Raw genomic sequence first — 17,451 nt, forward strand, 5'->3', positions numbered from 1 at the left:
AGTTATCCACATTTCCACAACCATCAAATAAACTTGTGCAGGCAATAACTTTTCTTTATTTTCGTTGATTAAATGTGGAAATCATTCTCGGCATTTAATGCCTTGATCTTCCATACGATTAATTCTAAAACTTTCCGAAAATCAGGATTAAATGAATTCAAAAAAAATCTTAATTGCGACAGCAATATTCTATTTCGGCTTATCCGAAGCTCAACAATCTCAATATTTCAGCGACCGCGAAAACTACCGTTTCAATCTCGCCGAAAATCTTTACCAGAACAAAATTTATAACGCCTCTCAGTTTGAGTACGCCCGACAGTATTTCTATAACGAAAATCTTTCAAATTCTAAAAAAGAAGCAGCTCAGTTTTTCGATAATGTCATCGGCGTTATTTTACGAAAAAATCATGCTGAAGAAGGTTTAGATGCTTTCATCAAAGAATATCCAAACTCAGCGTATTTTGCTCAGGCCAATTTACCTTTGGCAGATTTTTATCTGGCTCAAAAGGATTTTGAAAAAGCGCTGGAAACTTTGAAAAAAGTAAATCAATACCAACTTTCAAAACAGGAAAATACGCAGTATATCATGAAACTCGGTTATGCGAAATTCATGACCGGCGATTCGCAGGGTGCGATTGAAGCCTTAGAAGAAGCCTATAAGACAAGTGAAGGTTCCGATAAAAACGACATTGGTTATATGTTGGGACATCTTTATTATGCTGATGGACAAAATGATAAAGCCTTTACTTATTTCGACCAAATTAAAGACAACGAGAAATATGCGCGCGTTGTAAAACCTTATTATGTACAGCTTTACTTTAATAACAAAGATTATGATAAGGCGATCGCAGAAGGAAATGCTTTACTTAACGAAAATATTTCCGCTGATTATAAAGCCGAAGTCCACAAGATGATCGGTGAAAGTTATTTCATGAAAGGCGATTACAGTTCTGCTTATCCGCATTTAAAAATTTATCTGGAAAGTAAAGGAACTCCGTCTGAAAGTGATTTGTACGAAATGGGATTTGTTTCGGCACATTTGAAGAAATACGATGAAGCGGTTTCTTATTACAATCAACTTTTGAACAGCAATTCTGCGACTTCACAAAACGCATATTACCAATTAGGAAACGCTTATTTTGAAGTCGGTAAAAAACAGGAAGCACTTTCTGCCTTTCGTTCGGCGTATCAAATGACGTACGACCCAAAAGTTCAGCAACTTGCTCATTTGCAATACGCAAAGTTGAGTTATGAATTGGGGAACCCTTTTGAATCTGCATCTACAGTGATTCAAAGTTATATTTCAAAATATCCAAACAGTCCTGATACAAAGGAAATGAAATCACTTTTGGTGAAATCTTATTTGTATTCCGGCGATTATAAAGGAACTTTGGCAGCGATCGATAAAATGCCGAATTCCACTCCGGAGACGAATAAAGTTGATCAGGAAGTTTCATTTTTAATCGGTACCGAAGAATTTAATAAAGGGAATTTAGATGCTGCAGAAAAATATTTCCTGCGAAGTTTAGAATTTAACATCAATAAAGAATTCAACACGAGAGCAACGTATTGGTTGGCTCAAACGTATTATCAAAAAGGAAATTATCCTTCCGCGATCACGCGTTTTGAAAAATTAAAAAGCGAAAACTTTTTAGAGAAGCAACAGCTGAATTACGATCTGGGTTATGCTTATTTTAAATCAAAGAAATTCGACAAAGCGAAACAGTATTTCGAAGCTTATTTGAAAGACCCGAAACCGGCATTTAAAAATGATGCAGAACTTCGTTTAGCTGATACTTATTACGCGAATAATGATCTGAATGAAGCGATCGCCATTTACGATAAAACCGAAAATGCTGATGATTACACCATGTTCCAAAAAGCAATGGCTCTAGGTTTCAAAGGTGATACGGTTGCGAAAATCGCAGAACTGAAGAAATTGCTAACTCAATATAAAAACTCAGAATATTTTGACGATGCACAATATGAAATTGGAACTTCTTATGCAGCAAATGACGATTTCAAAAGCTCCAATGATTATTTCACACAAGTTATTAAAACAAGTACTGATAAGGATTTGGTAGCGAATGCTCAAATTTATCGTGCTCAGAATTACATTGATCAGAATGAAGATGCGAAAGCTTTATCTGAATTAAAGTCCCTTGGAAATCAATATAAAAATACCGCGTTTGCAAGTAAAATTGTTCAGGCAGCCCGACCAATTTTCACTAAAAATAATGATGTTTCAGGTTACCAGAATTTTGCTCAAAGTTTAGGCGTAAGAATCGATGCTTCAGAAATTGATGAAATCAATTTGAATACGGCGAAATCTTACTATGCCAGCAAAGAATACCAAAAAGCCATTCCGCTTTTTGAAAAATATTTAACGCAAAATCCAACCGGAGAAGGTTTGTATCAGGCGCAATATGAATTGGGTGAAAGTTATTTCCAAACGAATAATTCTACAAAAGCCTTGTTGGTTTTACAGGATGTTGCGAATGTGCAGAACGATTATCAGGAAGATGCGCAGACCAGAATTACGCAGATTTATTTAGCGCAGAATAATACCAATGAAGCGAAGAAATATTTAGTATCGCTATCTAATTCTACGAATGTGAATGTTAAAAACTTTGCGAATGTAGAGTTAATGAAAATTTATTCTGATGAAAAAGATTTTAAGAAATCAGAAATGCTGGCTGATCTCGTTTTACAAAATCCTAAAAATTCAGCTTCAGTAAATGAACTTGCGAAAGTTATTAAAGCCAGAAGTTTGATGAACAATGGAAAAGACAACGAGGCGAAAACTGCGTACACGGCTTTAGAAAAATCTTCAAATACCGAAGTTGCAGCGGAAGCTTTATATGCGAAAGCCTTTTATCAAAACAAAGGAAAAGCCTTTAAATCATCGAATGAAACGATTTTCAAACTGGCCAATAATTATGCGTCCGAAGAATATTGGGGTGCGAAATCGTTGGTTTTAATGGTAAAAAATTATATCGGTTTGAAAGATAATTATCAGGCAAGTTATACCGCCGATCAGATTGTCGCCAATTACGGTGATTTCCCGGAGATTGTTGCAGAAGCAAAGGATTTAAAAAAACAAATTAAGAAATAAAACTTTAATGTAAAACGTAGAATGTAAATGCATTTTTGGGATTTTTACATAAATACAAAATATCAATGAACAAACGATTTCAAATATTATCGCTGTTATTTTTAGGATTTTCGCAGTTTGCGTTTTCCCAGATCAAAGACGAAAAATTGATTTTGGACAGAAAACGGGAACCTGAAGTAAAGAAAATCGAGAAGAAGAAAACTTCTATCGAAGCAGAAAAAAATTATCCACCTGAAGAAAAGTCTGCAAATCCGCCAACTTACGATATTACCAATGTTCCGGCGTCTTCAGATTTTAAAACTTCAATTATTCAGGGTGAAGACATTTCGCCGAAATTTGATGCAGAATATCAGGACAATTATTTTCAACTCGGAATGGGGAATTACGGTAAAATTCTTGCCGACGGAAATATTTCTACGAAATTAGAAAACGGAATGGAGGTAGGCGGAGATGTTCATTTCCTTTCTACCAATGGTTTGCGTAAAGTTTATGACTGGAATTCCAAACAAAGTACTGCGAATGTAGGTTTATTTCTAAACTCTTACGGAGAAAAAGGAAAATTGAGTGTTAGTGCTGATTATGGTTTAAATGATTATAATTATTACGGGATTTACGCTTTGACGCCGGCTTCAAATGACGTCGATCTGCAGCAAAAAACCAATCGTATCAAAGTGAATGGTTACTATGATTTTTATTCAAATGAAATTTTAAATGATGTTCGCCTGAAATCATCTTTCCTAAGTGATCATTTTGGTTCTAAAGAAAATCAGGCAGAAGTTTTGGTGAATTTATCAAAGCATGGGGTAGAAATGCCGAGTTTCGATGATGTAAAGTTTAATGCTGATTTAGGATTGAATTTAGAAACGGTGAAAACAGATTTTGATTTACTCGATAAAAATTCTTCTCAATTTTTGAATGCTACTTTAGCTCCGAAAATGACTTTCCTTAAAGGGAAATCGTACTTAATGATCGGTTCTGATTTCTCCTTTTTAAATGCTAAAAATTCAAATTTAATTTTAGCTGAACAGGTAAGAAATAATAAAACCTATTGGTTTCCGAAAGCTGAATTACAGTTTGCCGCAGCTGATGAATTCAAGTTTTACGCAGGAATTACGGGTGGTTTAAAATTAAATTCTTACGCCGATCTATTGGAGCAGAATCCTTATTTGGTTTCCGATCAGGAATTGCGTGCGACGGAAACGAAATATAAATTCTATTTTGGTTTGCGTGGTGATATTGATCAGAATATTAAATATGATTTCAGCGCAGGATTCGGAAAAATGAATGATATCCTTTTCTTTAAAGCGAATGATCTGTTCAATAGTACGGTCGATTATAATCGTCCGGCTTATGATTTTGCGAATACTTTTTCTTCTGTTTACGACAATGGAACTGTAAGTGAAGCAAAAGCGAGTGTACAATATTTTCCTTTGGCAAATTTGGCTGTAGATGCTGAAGTCAATTTTGAGAAATATTTGCTCGATAATTATGAAAATATTTTTAATAAACCTTTAGTTAGAGCAAGTTTAGGAGCAAAATACTCGATGTTGGATAAGAAATTGAACTTAGGAGCGAAAGCTATTTTTGCGACAGATCAAACGACAAACTCTTTTGAGTTGAATAATGGTGGCATTAATTCAAACGTATTTATTTCTTCAGAAAACAGAAATGATAAAGTTGGTGGATTTGCTGATTTAAATTTGTCTGCAGAGTACAAAGTTCATAAAAATTTCAGTATTTTTGCACTCGGAAATAATTTACTCAACACCCAGTATCAAACTTACAAAGGTTATAAAGTTTTGGGAGCGCAGATTTTGGGCGGTGTTAAAATTAGTTTCTAAATATGAGTAATAAGCAATAGGTAATGAGTAATTTTAGATTGCTTAGTACTAATTATATATTGCTTATAAAGAAAATGGCTGCGTAGTTCAACTGGATAGAATTTCGGATTTCGGCTCCGAAGGTTACAGGTTCGAACCCTGTCGCGGTCACAAAAAAAGGATAAAATTAATTTTTTATCCTTTTTTGTTTTTAGAATTCAAGTTGGGCAATCCTCAATTAAATAAGAAGATGTAAAAAAAAACAGCAAAACTTATAAAAGCTCTGCCGTTTCTAATTTCAATTAAATCTCCTGATCGATTTAATCTTCTATATATAATGATGTGTTTCTAAATAATCTGACCTGAATTAATTATTGGTCACTGCAAGTTTAACCTCAATATTATTTCTGGTTGCGTTCGAGTAAGGACAAACCTGATGTGCTTGTTCTGTCAACGACTGCGCTTCTTCTAAAGAAACACCGGGAACATTTACATCTAATTCTACCGCTAACCCAAAACCGCCGTTTTCAATTTGACCAATGCTCACTTTTGCTTTCACTGTAGTTTCGCCGGTTTCAATTTTTGATTTTTTGATCATCAAGTTTAAAGCACTGTCAAAACAGGCCGAATAACCTGCTGCGAAAAGCATTTCAGGATTTGTAAATTCATCGCTTGCGCCACCCAAAGCTTTTGGAGTTCTAACATCTAATTCTAAAATTCCGTTTTCACTTTTAACTTTTCCGTCGCGTCCGCCTTTTGCCGTGACGCTTGTTGTATATAATGTTTTCATTTTTTTATTTTTCTATAATTTGCATTAATTTAGTCACTGTTTCTTTCAATTCTACAAGATCTTCTTCAGTTAAATTGAGTTTTTCCTGCATTTTTCCAGGGATGATACAGGCTTTTTTTTGAAGCTGATTTCCTTCTTCTGTCAGAAATACTTCTACCACGCGTTCATCTTCTTTTTTTCGATGTCTGATGATGTAGGATTTTGCCTCAAGTCTCTTTAATAGAGGCGTCAAAGTTCCGCTGTCTAAATACAATTTTTCTCCGATTTGATTGACGGTCAATCTCTCATATTCCCAAAGAACCATCATCACTAAATACTGAGAATATGTGATGTCTAATTCCTCTAAAAAAGGACGGTACATTCCCGTAATTTCTTTTGCGATCACGTAAAACGGAAAGCACAACTGGTCGCTTAATTTCGGGGTATCTTGATTTTCCATCATTTGAAATTGAAAAAATTAAGTATCTAAAATTATTTTCTGATGATAAATTCCTCCATCGGAATTCTCACTTTCTTCATGTGTGAAAGGTAATCTTTCTCCAGATCTCTGTAACCAAGATAGAGTAAAGTTACACTTCTTAAACCGAGTTCTTTCAAACCTAACATTTCGTCAACTACTTCATTGCTAAAACCTTCTGCGGGAGTACTGTCAATTTTAAGTTCTGCAGCTTGAGCCATGGCTAAACCCAGAGCAATATAAGTTTGTCTTGCAGTGTGTGCAAAATGTTCTTCTTTCGTTTGACCGTTGTATAATTCTTTGATTTGATCGGTATAAGAACCAAATCTTCCTCTTGGTAAATCTCTCACATCGGTGTGATGATCATAAACTTTGTCAATTTTTGCATCCGAATAGCTATCCCAAGCTGCAAAAACTAAAACCTGCGAACAGTCTTTCATCACCTCGGGATTCAATGCACCTTGAACCATTTTCTCTTTTAGTTCCTGATTTTCAACCACAATAACACGAAAAGGTTGAAGACCTGAAGAAGTTGGAGCCAATCTCGCCGCTTCTAATATTTTATTAAGATCTTCTGATGAAACTTTTTTAGTGGAGTCGTAAGCTTTTACAGCGTGTCTCCATTTTAAATCTTCTATTAATGACATGTACTTTAAATTATTTTTGTTCGTATTTGGAATTGCAAATATAGTAAACAATTAAATTGTACACAATTTAATAGTAAATATTTTATTTAATCTTTTTTAATTAAGAAGAAGGCAGAAAAGCTTAATAAATTTTTTTCGTGAAAATAGGGTGTTTTCGCCCCCAAATTACGTGACGAAATTTCTTAAATTCGCCGTAACACAAATTACATGAAAAAACTTCTATTTTTTCTGGTTGTCTTCTACGGCACTCAGTCATTTTCGCAGATTAATATTACAAAAGATCCTGCCTTTGGAAACGGTGGAATATTCACCGCTGACTTTAGCAACTCGCAAACTATTCTAAACACTAATATAATTGTTCTACCAGACAATTCTATTTTATATCTTATTAACAGCACCGAAAAGAATTATATTCTTAAGCTCACACCCAACGGAGCACTTGATTCGAGTTTTGCAAATAATGGCAAGCTTGAATTCCAGGAAAATAATTTTATGAATGCAATGCTGCAGGGTGATAAAATCATTGTTTGTTTCGGACCTAAACCGTCTGGTGATGATCCCTACGAAGGTTCTAAAATTATTAGATACGATCATAATGGAATTTTGGATACCACTTTTGGGGAAAATGGAGTTCTAAATGAAGTTACAGAAAGTATCAATCCTCAAGCGTTAAGTGTTTTAGTTCTGGCTGATCAAAGTTTAATTATTACCAATTCTGATAGCACAAATGCGAAGAAATTTACTGCAGATGGCATGTTAGACACGACATTTGGGAACAATGGCGAAATAAGTTATTCCTATCATTTCCCGATGGGACAATCTTCAAACGGTAAAATTACGACGTGTGATATAAGTTCGATTTCGTCTTCCGTTTTTTCATTTTATGATTTAAATTCCTTAGAGACCAATACTGTGTTGAATTTAAATCAGCATTCCTGTCACCATCACAACGGTGCTTTGTTACAAAATAAAACGAATCTTTCGACACGGATGACTTCCAATGGGATGGTTTATTCTGTTTTTGAATATAAGAATTATCCACTTCCTGATTTCAGCAGGTTAATTGTGATCAAAGATGATCACCTGGATTCTAATTTTAATGGAAATGGTTTTGCAACCTCTGAAGATTATGAACAGTTTTTAGATATGGGTTTCTCACAAAATCAATTTATCATATTAAATCAAAAAGGAAATCAAAAAGCTTTAAACGCTTTTTCTACGACTGGTAATGCTTTAAAAATTAATAATAACAGAGATTTTAATCTTTTGTCCGGTCACGAAATTGAGTTGAAAGACAATTTTATTCTGGTCAATTCTATTCTTCCAGATCAAAATCAAAACCTGATCCGAGTGAAAATTGAAAAGTATTTAGTGCAGACTGAGAAACTTTCCACTTCAAATACCTCTCTTAAAAAAATTGAAATTGAAAATCCACTGAGAGATTTTTTAAACATTAGAAATGCAGAAGATGCTGAAAGTTTAGAACTTTTTTCAATTGAGGGAAAGAAGGTTTTAGAATCCAAAAATGATAAAAAAATTAATACTGCAATTCTTCCAAAAGGAAATTATATTCTGAAAATCACTATGAAAAACAGTGAACATATTTCAAAAAAGTTGATTAAGAATTAAAATATTCTTCCATGTGATAGTACAAAAAAACCGTCTGAAATTCAGACGGTTTTTTTTATTTGTGAAGAAAAACTCTTTCTAGCTCATTTTTTTAGCATCCGCAACGAACTGCGCCAAACCTTTATCAGTTAAAGGGTGATTCAATAAATTAAGAATTGAATCTAAGGGCGAAGTGATCACATCGGCACCAATTTTCGCACAGTTGATAATATGCATAGGCGAACGGATGGACGCTGCCAAAATTTCTGTGTCGAACATATAATTATCAAAAATTATTCTGATCTCTTCGATTAAATTCATTCCGTCCACTGAAATATCATCTAATCTTCCTAAGAATGGAGAAACATAGTTTGCTCCAGCTTTCGCCGCCAATAAAGCTTGACCAGCTGAGAAAATTAAAGTACAGTTGGTTTTGATTCCTTTGTTGGAGAAATATTTTAAAGCTTTGATACCATCTTTGATCATTGGAATTTTCACTACGATATTTGGGTGAATCGCTGCTAATTCGTCGCCTTCTTTAATCATTTCTTCATAAGTGGTGCTCAAAACTTCCGCAGAAATATCGCCGTCTACAATTTCGCAAATGGTCTTGTAATGGTTTAGAACAGCTTCTTTTCCGCTGATTCCTTCTTTAGCCATTAAGGATGGATTGGTAGTAACTCCATCTAAAATTCCTAGATCCTGTGCTTCTTTAATTTGCTCCAGATTAGCGGTGTCGATAAAAAATTTCATATTACTTTTTGTTTTTGCAAAGGTAAGATTTTCGTGTGCAATGGGAAAATGATTCTATTTAAAAATATTGTGTAATTATTTAGCGGCCAGTTTCTCTTCAATCACGGCCAATGCAGATTTTACGTCACGCATTTTCTCCATCGAATCAGCATCTATCTCGATATCAAAAACTTCTTCCACATCTAAAATGACATCAACCAAATTCGCGGAATTAATATTTAGATCGTTGATAAAATCGGTATCTTCATCGATGTTTGCTAAAGCTTCCTCATTTTTCACATAAGGTTTTACGATTTCTTTTAATTTTTGAATTGCCTCTTCCTTGTCCATATTGAGATTTAAATTTTATTAAGAATATTTTTTAAAGATAATACATCCATTCACGTCACCAAAACCAAAACTGACTTTCGCTGCGATGTTGATGTTTTTTTCTACTAAATTTTGTGGAATACAATCTGAGTCGATAATCACGGAAATTTCTGGATTTAAATCTTCGCAATTGATATTGGGTGCTACAAAATTTTCTGACAGTTGTAAAATAGCAGCAACACATTCAATACTTGCTGCCGCAGAAAGACAATGTCCTGTTAAGGCTTTTAATGAATTGATGTAAGGGAAATCTTTCCCAGATCGGTTTAAAGCAGTTGATAAATTCTCAATTTCGGTAGCATCTTTTGAGGTTGCGGTTAAATGTCCACTGATATAATCGATGTCTTTTGCTTCAATTCCAGAATCTAAAATGGCATCTTTTATACATTTCTGAACAGCGGTTGAATTGGGCGCAGTCATACTTCCACCGCCGCGTTGACCGCCGCTATTTAAATTTCCGCCGAGAATTTCGCAATAGATTTTTGCATTTCTAGCTAAAGCAGATTCCAAATCTTCAACTACCAAAGCTCCGGCGCCGCTTCCCGGGACAAAACCCGCTGCAGAGGCACTCATCGGCCGAGAAGCGGATTCTGGATTTTCATTTGATTTAAAATTACAAACTTTTATCGCATCAAATCCTGCCCAAATATAAGGACCGGAATCACTGGTACTTCCAGCTAAAATTCGTTTTGCTTTTCCCGCTTTTATGCGATCAAAAGCCATTAAAATACTTTCTGTTCCTGTAGTACACGCAGAAGAATTGGTCGTGACTTGATTTCCGAAGCCTAATTTACCACCTAAATAAGCAGAAATTCCACTGTTCATGGTTTGCGAAACGGCGGTGCTTCCTAATCTTCGTGTTTGAAGCGCATCAATTTTATAAATACTTTCCCGAAATTTTTCAATGCCAGAAGTTCCGGCGCCGAAAATCGTTCCGCTGTCCCAATCTGGGTTTTCATCTTGCGAAGGTTCTAAACCAGCATCTTTCCAGGCATCTAAGCCTGCGATAACGCCGTACATAATTCCGGTTGAATTAAAATTACGTAATTCTAAATCAGTAAAATATTCGCTTAAGTTTTCTTTATCAACGGGTGGAGTTCCGGAAACCTGACAGGAAAATTGCAAGTCGGCTAATTGTTGATCAAACTGAATTCCAGAGCGTCCTTCCTTTAAAGCAGCACGAAAGCTTTCGAGACCAACTCCATTGGGTGCAACGACTCCTAAACCTGTTATTACAACTCTTGTTTCTTTCATAATTATTACACTGCTGTTTGTTAAGACTTTTCGCACAGATTTTCACGAATTTTCACAGATTTTAAAAATGCTGACTCTGGGCAATTTGAGCATAACCCCTGAAACTGTTCCTATAGATTTTCTAACGCGATAATAATTTTTGTTCCACGACTTCCGTTAAAATCCTTGAAAATCTGTGGGCGAAATTTAGCGGCATATATTTCTATTGCCGTTCTAAACTATTTTATAATCCCTGCAATAATCCCTTCACAAACAATTTCTGATTGTTCATTCAGCATCTTTACTTTGCATTTTAATTTATTAAATCTAAAGTAAATTTTCTCTGAAATCACCGTCACTTTTTCACCCGGAAAAACGGGTTTCAGAAATTCGATATCTGTGGAAGTTAAACCAATCTGGCTTTCTTCAGTCAAGTCATTTCCAACCAGAAAAATTCCTAAACAAACCAATCCAATTTGCGCCATGGTTTCGGTTAAGATAACTCCAGGAGTAATTGGATTGATTTTAAAATGACCTTTATAAAAATCTAAATCTTCTTTAAAAGTAAAAGTTCCAGTCACACCATTTTCGTCCATGCTCACCAAATCATCCACGAATAAAAATGGAGTAGAATAGGGTAGTTTTTCTAAGATTTCTGCGGTATTCATTTAACTCAAACGTTCGCCGCCATCCACGGGAATTACACAACCATTAATCCAAGCGGCTTCATCTGTACATAATAAACTCACCACATTTGCCACATCTTGCGGCGTGGTTAATCTTTTAAAAGGATTGCGTTTTTTAGTGTGTTCTTTTATTTTTTCACTTCCTGGAATCATCTGCAAAGATCGCGTATCCGTTACTCCGGCTTGAATACAGTTTGATCGTAAACCAAATGGAGCAAACTCCAAAGCGATATTTCTGGAGATGGCTTCCAAAGCAGCTTTTGCAGCAGAAACTGCGCCGTAATTGTTGATTGGTTTTATACTTCCTTCACTTGTAAAAGCAAGAATTCTCGCATCTTCCGCAAACAGATTTTCATTGAAAATTAATTTCGTCCAGTCGTATAAACTGGTTGCCATGGCTTGAAGTGTAATTGAGAAATCGTCGGTTGATAAACTTTCATTTTTAGAACCAGTCATCGGCTTTAAATTTCCTTTGGCAATACTGTGTAAGAGACATCGAATTTTTCCTTCTGAACCTAAAATATTTTTTAATTCGGTTAAAATATCCTGTTGATGTTGAAGGTTTAAAGCGTCTTTATTCAAACTTATAAAATGAATATTTTCGTTTTTAATTAAATTAAATTCTTCATTAATAGTTTCCATTTCAGCACGGGAACTGCGGTGAATAATACAAATATTCATTCCTTCTGAAGCCAGTTTTTTTGCAGAAGCTAAACCTAATCCTGAACTTCCGCCCAAAATCACAGTCCAATAATTTGTATTTTTAAATCTTCCTACCATTGCAGTAAAACTCTTTGCGCAGAAAATCCAGGCCCGAAACTTAACATTAAACCTTTCTCGCCTTTCTGCGGTTTTTGATTGATAATTTCTTCTAATACGTAAAGAACGGTCGCGCTCGACATATTTCCATACAATCTTAAAATCTCTTTTGTCGTGTCAATATTTTTCCCCAATTCTGAAAACAATCCTTCCACCATTTGCACTATTTTTTTTCCACCTGGATGGAAAATAAGATAATCGACATCTTTAATTTCTAAATTTTGTTTGGCTAAAAACGGATGGATTATATTTGGGAAATGTTCCCCAATCGTGTCGGGAACTTCAATATCTAAAATCATTTGCAACCCAGAGTTCGTTAATTTGAAACCCATCATGTGTTCATTATTATAGAAATGATACATTTCTTCTGCCACGATCTCCGGACCTTCCGCATCTTCTTCCGATGATAAAAGGACACACGCAGCGCCGTCGCCGAAAATTGCGGCACTTACAATATTCGCCATGGAGAAATCCTCTAACTGAAAAGTAGCGGTGGGACTTTCAACTGCGATTACTGCAGCACGCTTTCCTGGATTTGCCTGAAGAAAGTTCTTGGCATAAATAATTCCGGAAACTCCGGCTGCACAACCCATTTCTGTCACAGGTAATCGTACAATATCCTGACGTAAATTTAATTTGTTGATCAGATAAGCATCAAGCGACGGAATCATAATTCCAGTACAACTTACGGTAATAATGTAATCCAAAGATTGCGGATCCCAATTGGCTTTTTTCAAAGATTTATCCAAAACCTGTTCGCCTAATAAAACAACTTCACGGGCATAAATGTCATTTTTATCTTCGAAAGATGTTGCCGTGAAAACTTCAATCGGATCCATAATGGAATACCTTTCGTCAACGGCGGCTCCTTCAAAAATCTTTTTGACTTTCCGCACAAATCGGCTGTCCTGACCGACCAACCATTGATCTAAAAAAGGCAAGACTTCGGAAGTTTTTCGGGAATATTTGGGCAATTGCTTAGCAACTGTAATAATTTTTACACTCATATTTTCTCAATAATCCATTGGTAGCGGAATGCCCACTTCCATTTAATATTTACTTTTTTAAAATTTAACTGCGTAGAAAATTTCTCCAGATCTTTCCGTTTAAATCCGCGTAATATGGAGATTAAACCATCATTTGCAGTCATTTCTTTTAATCTGAATACGAAAATTATCACCTGAAAAAGACGGTATGCTAATTTACTTCTTTGCAGATCATTTACCACAATTCCTTTGGTAACAAGACCGTAAATAACTTTCATTATGTTGATGATCCCATCGTTTTTAAAGTGATGTAAAGTAAGCGTAATTAGGGCGATATCTATACTAAATTTCGAAAAATCGTATAAAAATATATCTTCAGCCAAGTAAGAGATATTTTCAAATTCTGCGGAACATTTCTCCGCGTGTCGAATCGTGGCTTCATTGGCATCGATTCCTATTAATTTGAAATTTAAGTTATTATCTGTGCCATATTTTGAAAGCATTCTTAGCATATCGCCGCCTCCGCAACCAAAATCGATGATCGTTATCAATTTATCTTTCGGAAAATCTTTAATTAAAGTTTTTACTCCATCTAAAGTCACGGAGTTTCCACCGAGCAACTGATTAATTCGGGCGATATCGTCCAGAGCGGTTACTAAACCTTCATTATCCATCGAAAAATCATCCATCGATTCTTCTAAATCCGTTCTGTAAGTTGTGTCTAAAGCCATTATTGATTGACGGTAATTTCCTTACCGTGGGTTTTTCTGATAATTAAAGGAAGTAAAAAGGGAACGTAAGTAATTAAAGTGGTCAAAATTTCTGAAAGTTTTGAATGTTCGAAAGTACTACCTAAAATTCGGCCATACCATAATCTTTGTTTGAAATTTTTATTCCAGATCGAAGAATAATTCTTTTCGAGCTGATCTCTTGAAATTTTATTGGATAAAAAATCGATTGTTTGTTCTGCGGCCAATTTCGCACTGTGAATCGCCATTGCCATTCCATTTCCGCATAAGGGATGAATTAATCCGGCCGTATCGCCCATCATTAATATATGATTTTCCACATTTTCTTTTTTTTCAAAACAGATCTGACTGATGGTCAAAGGTTTTTCAAAAACTGAAGTTGAGTGTTCTAAAATATTTTTTAAATGTGGATTTTGAGAAACCACATTTTCCTGGAATTCTTCAATATTTTTATATTTTTTGAAAGATTTAAAATTAGTTAAGTAACAGATATTGAGCAAATTGTTTTCAATTTTCGAAACGCCACAATAACCGCCTTTAAAATTATAAAGTCCAACAACTGTTTCATCAAATTCACCTTCGTAATGAGCCTTTACACCCAACCAAGGAGATTTTTTCTGAAGAAAATTTCTTTTCATTTTCAAGTCTAAGTTGGATCTTTTTCCAAATCCACCTAAAATAGCTCGAGAAGTCAAAATTTTTCCAGAGGCTAAATAAACTTCAAAAAAATCATCTTTAAAAATGACTTCATTCACCTGATCTCCGATAATTTCACAGTTTTGAGAAAGAGCCTTTTTATAAAGTGCATAATCTAAAGTATATCTACTAATTCCAAAACCACCGAGTGGAAGTTGGGTTTTAATCGTTCGTCCAGACTCGGATGAAAATTGCAGTGTAGAAATGTGCGTTGATTTTAATTCTTCAATATTTACATTGAGCCATTTAAAATAGGGAAGAACCTCGTTGGAAATATATTCGCCGCAAACTTTATGTTTTGGATAAGAATTCTTCTCAATAACAATGACTTTACAACCCATTTTAGTAAGGTGTATCGCGCTCGTTAAACCTGCTAAACCACCGCCAATGATGAGGACTTCAGTATCGCAATTTGAATTCTTCAATTTTTTATTTAAATGTAGTAAAAAATTTTAGCACAAAGTCACAAAAGTTTTATTATGCTACTTCTTGTTTATTTTTAAACACATTAGTCACATTAGTTTAATTGGAAAAGGGTTGCGTGTAAAAGAAAACATTAGTGTTCAATTTCCGAAGGAAATCTTAATCATCTAAACTCCTTAACCAAAATTTTAATGGTAAATTTTTGCATCATTCTTTATGCATTTTTTTGAATATCTAAATTTTTAGCCAATCCTTTTTGTCTCTTTTGCGGTAAAAAACAAAAAACCTCACGTTGCCGCAAGGTTCTATAGTTTATTGTAAGATTGTAAACATCCATCATCAGACCTCCATCATCCAACAATCTTAAATCTTCTCATTCTTAATCTCCTCCACAATCTCCGGATTCAAAAGCGTAGAAGTATCGCCGAAATTAGCAAAATCACCTTCCGCAATTTTTCTTAAAATACGGCGCATGATTTTCCCGGAACGGGTTTTTGGCAAGGCAGAAACAAACTGAATTTTATCCAGTTTTGCGATTGGTCCAATTGTGTCGGAGATCACGTTGTTAATTTCTTTTCTCAAATTATCTCTATCACGATCTTCGCCGCTGTCTTTCAACATCACAAATCCGTAAAGCGCACTTCCTTTCACATCGTGTGGATACCCAACAATCGCAGATTCCGCCACGGCTGGATGTAAATTCACGCTGTCTTCAATCGGCGCAGTTCCAAGGTTATGTCCGGAAACAATGATCACGTCATCAACACGTCCTGTAATTCTGTAATAGCCAACTTCGTCTCTCAAAGCGCCATCTCCGGTAAAATATTTCCCGGGAAAAGCAGTAAAATAAGTTTCTTTATATCGTTGATGATCGCCCCAAATTGTTCGTGCAATTCCAGGCCACGGAAAACGGATACATAAATTCCCATCCACTTGATTTCCGGTAATTTCATTTCTTTTATCATCCATCAAAACGGGCTGAATTCCCGGCAACGGCAAGGTTGCATAAGTTGGTTTCGTCGGTGTGATAAAAGGCAAAGGCGAAATCATAATTCCTCCAGTTTCAGTTTGCCACCAAGTATCAACAATCGGACATTTTTTCTTACCGACATGATCATTATACCAATGCCACGCTTCATCATTAATCGGCTCACCAACAGAACCAATCACTCTCAAACTCGACAAATCGTGTTTCTCAACCCACTCGTAAGATTCTTTTGCCAAGGCACGAATCGCTGTCGGAGCCGTATAAAATTGCGTTACTTTATGTTTTTCGATCACTTCCCAGAAACGATCCGGTTCCGGATAAGTTGGTACGCCTTCAAAAATAACAGTCGTCGCGCCATTCAATAAAGGTCCGTACAAAATATAAGAATGTCCCGTGATCCAGCCAATATCCGCGGTACACCAGTAAATATCGTTCTCCTTATAATTGAAAACATTCTTAAAAGTATAAGCCGTGTACACCATGTAACCAGCGGTCGTGTGCAGCATTCCTTTCGGTTTTCCAGTCGAGCCGGACGTATATAAAATAAACAAAGGATCTTCCGCATCCATGATCACCGAAATAAAATCAGAAGGCGCTTTGTCATAAAGAGGCGCCAACCAAAGATCTCTTCCTTCCTTCATGTTCACCTCGCCACCAGTTCTTTTTACGACCAAAACTTTTTCCACGGTCGGGCATTTTTCTACGGCTTCATCGATGATTCCTTTCAAATCAATTGATTTTGTACCGCGGTAACTTCCATCAGAACAGATGATCATTTTCGCTCCACAATCGTTGACTCTGGATTCCACAGCGTTTGCCGAAAATCCTGCAAAAATCACGGAGTGAATCGCACCCAATCTTGCACAAGCCAACATTGAAACCGCCAGTTCAGGAATCATCGGCAGATAAATACAAACGCGGTCGCCCTTTTGCACACCCTGATCACGCAGCACATTCGCCATTTCACAAACCCGGTCGCGCAATTCGCTGTAGGAAATATGTTGCGCCTCCTCTTTCGGATCATTCGGCTCAAAAATAATCGCCGTTTTGTCCCCACGCTCATTCAAATGCCGGTCGATACAATTCTTCGTAATATTCAGTTTTGCATTTTTAAACCACTGAATTTTAGCATCTTCCATATTGTAATCCACCACTTTGGACCACCGTTGATACCACACAAAATTCTCATCGGCCACTTTGTCCCAGAATTTTTTCGGGTTTTTAATCGATTTTTTATACTGTTTAAAATAGTCCGGCAAATCGTCTATCACGTAATTTTTCATAATATTTAATTTTTTTTAATTCTAATTTT

Annotated in this window: 15 protein-coding genes and 1 tRNA gene; 4 read left to right on the top strand and 12 right to left on the bottom strand. The window is 35.6% G+C overall.

Annotated features, from left to right (window positions below):
* Positions 1-151: 151 nt before the first annotated feature.
* The 3 genes from IV494_RS02595 to IV494_RS02605 all read left to right on the top strand — a co-directional run bounded on the left by IV494_RS02595 (position 152) and on the right by IV494_RS02605 (position 5,106).
* Positions 152-3,115 carry a tetratricopeptide repeat protein gene (locus IV494_RS02595; protein WP_196078602.1) on the top strand — a complete coding sequence of 988 codons (2,964 nt, stop codon included), beginning with the start codon at positions 152-154 and terminating at the stop codon, positions 3,113-3,115.
* Between the two features lie 65 nt (positions 3,116-3,180).
* Entirely contained in the window at positions 3,181-4,956 is a 1,776-nt protein-coding gene (locus tag IV494_RS02600; protein ID WP_196078603.1) for a porin family protein, read from the top strand.
* Between the two features lie 76 nt (positions 4,957-5,032).
* Positions 5,033-5,106: transfer RNA gene (locus IV494_RS02605), tRNA-Arg, on the top strand.
* Positions 5,107-5,302: 196 nt separating this feature from the next.
* Here the strand turns inward: IV494_RS02605 and IV494_RS02610 are convergent.
* From IV494_RS02610 to IV494_RS02620, 3 genes are read right to left on the bottom strand one after another with little or no spacing between them, the layout of a single operon-like run.
* Positions 5,303-5,725: an organic hydroperoxide resistance protein gene (locus tag IV494_RS02610; protein WP_196078604.1), complete on the bottom strand. Its 423-nt coding sequence runs from the start codon at positions 5,723-5,725 to the stop codon at positions 5,303-5,305.
* A 4-nt stretch (positions 5,726-5,729) separates the two neighbouring features.
* Complete coding sequence (locus IV494_RS02615; protein WP_196078605.1) at positions 5,730-6,164, bottom strand: MarR family winged helix-turn-helix transcriptional regulator; 435 nt, start codon at positions 6,162-6,164, stop codon at positions 5,730-5,732.
* A 32-nt stretch (positions 6,165-6,196) separates the two neighbouring features.
* Positions 6,197-6,829 carry an NAD(P)H-dependent oxidoreductase gene (locus IV494_RS02620; protein WP_196078606.1) on the bottom strand — a complete coding sequence of 211 codons (633 nt, stop codon included), beginning with the start codon at positions 6,827-6,829 and terminating at the stop codon, positions 6,197-6,199.
* 207 nt (positions 6,830-7,036) lie between these two features.
* Between IV494_RS02620 and IV494_RS02625 the strand changes: the two genes are divergently transcribed.
* Positions 7,037-8,458, top strand: coding sequence for a T9SS type A sorting domain-containing protein (locus IV494_RS02625; RefSeq protein WP_196078607.1), 1,422 nt, complete (start codon positions 7,037-7,039; stop codon positions 8,456-8,458).
* A gap of 78 nt (positions 8,459-8,536) precedes the next feature.
* Here the strand turns inward: IV494_RS02625 and fsa are convergent, their stop codons facing one another.
* The 9 genes from fsa to acs all read right to left on the bottom strand — a co-directional run bounded on the left by fsa (position 8,537) and on the right by acs (position 17,422).
* Positions 8,537-9,190, bottom strand: a complete 654-nt coding sequence (gene fsa / locus IV494_RS02630; protein ID WP_196078608.1) for a fructose-6-phosphate aldolase — start codon at positions 9,188-9,190, stop codon at positions 8,537-8,539.
* A 75-nt stretch (positions 9,191-9,265) separates the two neighbouring features.
* Positions 9,266-9,520, bottom strand: a complete 255-nt coding sequence (locus tag IV494_RS02635; RefSeq protein ID WP_196078609.1) for an acyl carrier protein — start codon at positions 9,518-9,520, stop codon at positions 9,266-9,268.
* A gap of 18 nt (positions 9,521-9,538) precedes the next feature.
* A complete protein-coding gene (locus tag IV494_RS02640) occupies positions 9,539-10,813 on the bottom strand; it encodes a beta-ketoacyl-[acyl-carrier-protein] synthase family protein (RefSeq protein WP_196078610.1) in 1,275 nt (424 codons plus the stop codon).
* Between the two features lie 218 nt (positions 10,814-11,031).
* Positions 11,032-11,460: a 3-hydroxyacyl-ACP dehydratase FabZ family protein gene (locus IV494_RS02645; protein WP_196078611.1), complete on the bottom strand. Its 429-nt coding sequence runs from the start codon at positions 11,458-11,460 to the stop codon at positions 11,032-11,034.
* Complete coding sequence (locus IV494_RS02650) at positions 11,461-12,258, bottom strand: SDR family oxidoreductase (protein ID WP_196078612.1); 798 nt, start codon at positions 12,256-12,258, stop codon at positions 11,461-11,463. It abuts the gene before it with no gap.
* Complete coding sequence (locus tag IV494_RS02655; RefSeq protein ID WP_196078613.1) at positions 12,252-13,304, bottom strand: type III polyketide synthase; 1,053 nt, start codon at positions 13,302-13,304, stop codon at positions 12,252-12,254. The genes IV494_RS02650 and IV494_RS02655 overlap by 7 nt, the downstream gene beginning before the upstream one ends.
* Complete coding sequence (locus tag IV494_RS02660; RefSeq protein ID WP_196078614.1) at positions 13,301-14,014, bottom strand: methyltransferase domain-containing protein; 714 nt, start codon at positions 14,012-14,014, stop codon at positions 13,301-13,303. The genes IV494_RS02655 and IV494_RS02660 overlap by 4 nt, the downstream gene beginning before the upstream one ends.
* A complete protein-coding gene (locus IV494_RS02665; protein ID WP_196078615.1) occupies positions 14,014-15,153 on the bottom strand; it encodes an NAD(P)/FAD-dependent oxidoreductase in 1,140 nt (379 codons plus the stop codon). The genes IV494_RS02660 and IV494_RS02665 overlap by 1 nt, the downstream gene beginning before the upstream one ends.
* Before the next feature lie 361 nt (positions 15,154-15,514).
* Complete coding sequence (gene acs / locus IV494_RS02670; RefSeq protein WP_196078616.1) at positions 15,515-17,422, bottom strand: acetate--CoA ligase; 1,908 nt, start codon at positions 17,420-17,422, stop codon at positions 15,515-15,517.
* Between the last annotated feature and the right edge of the window lie 29 nt (positions 17,423-17,451).

Origin of the sequence: Kaistella gelatinilytica (genome assembly GCF_015679325.1) — a bacterium.
GTDB lineage: Bacteria > Bacteroidota > Bacteroidia > Flavobacteriales > Weeksellaceae > Kaistella > Kaistella gelatinilytica.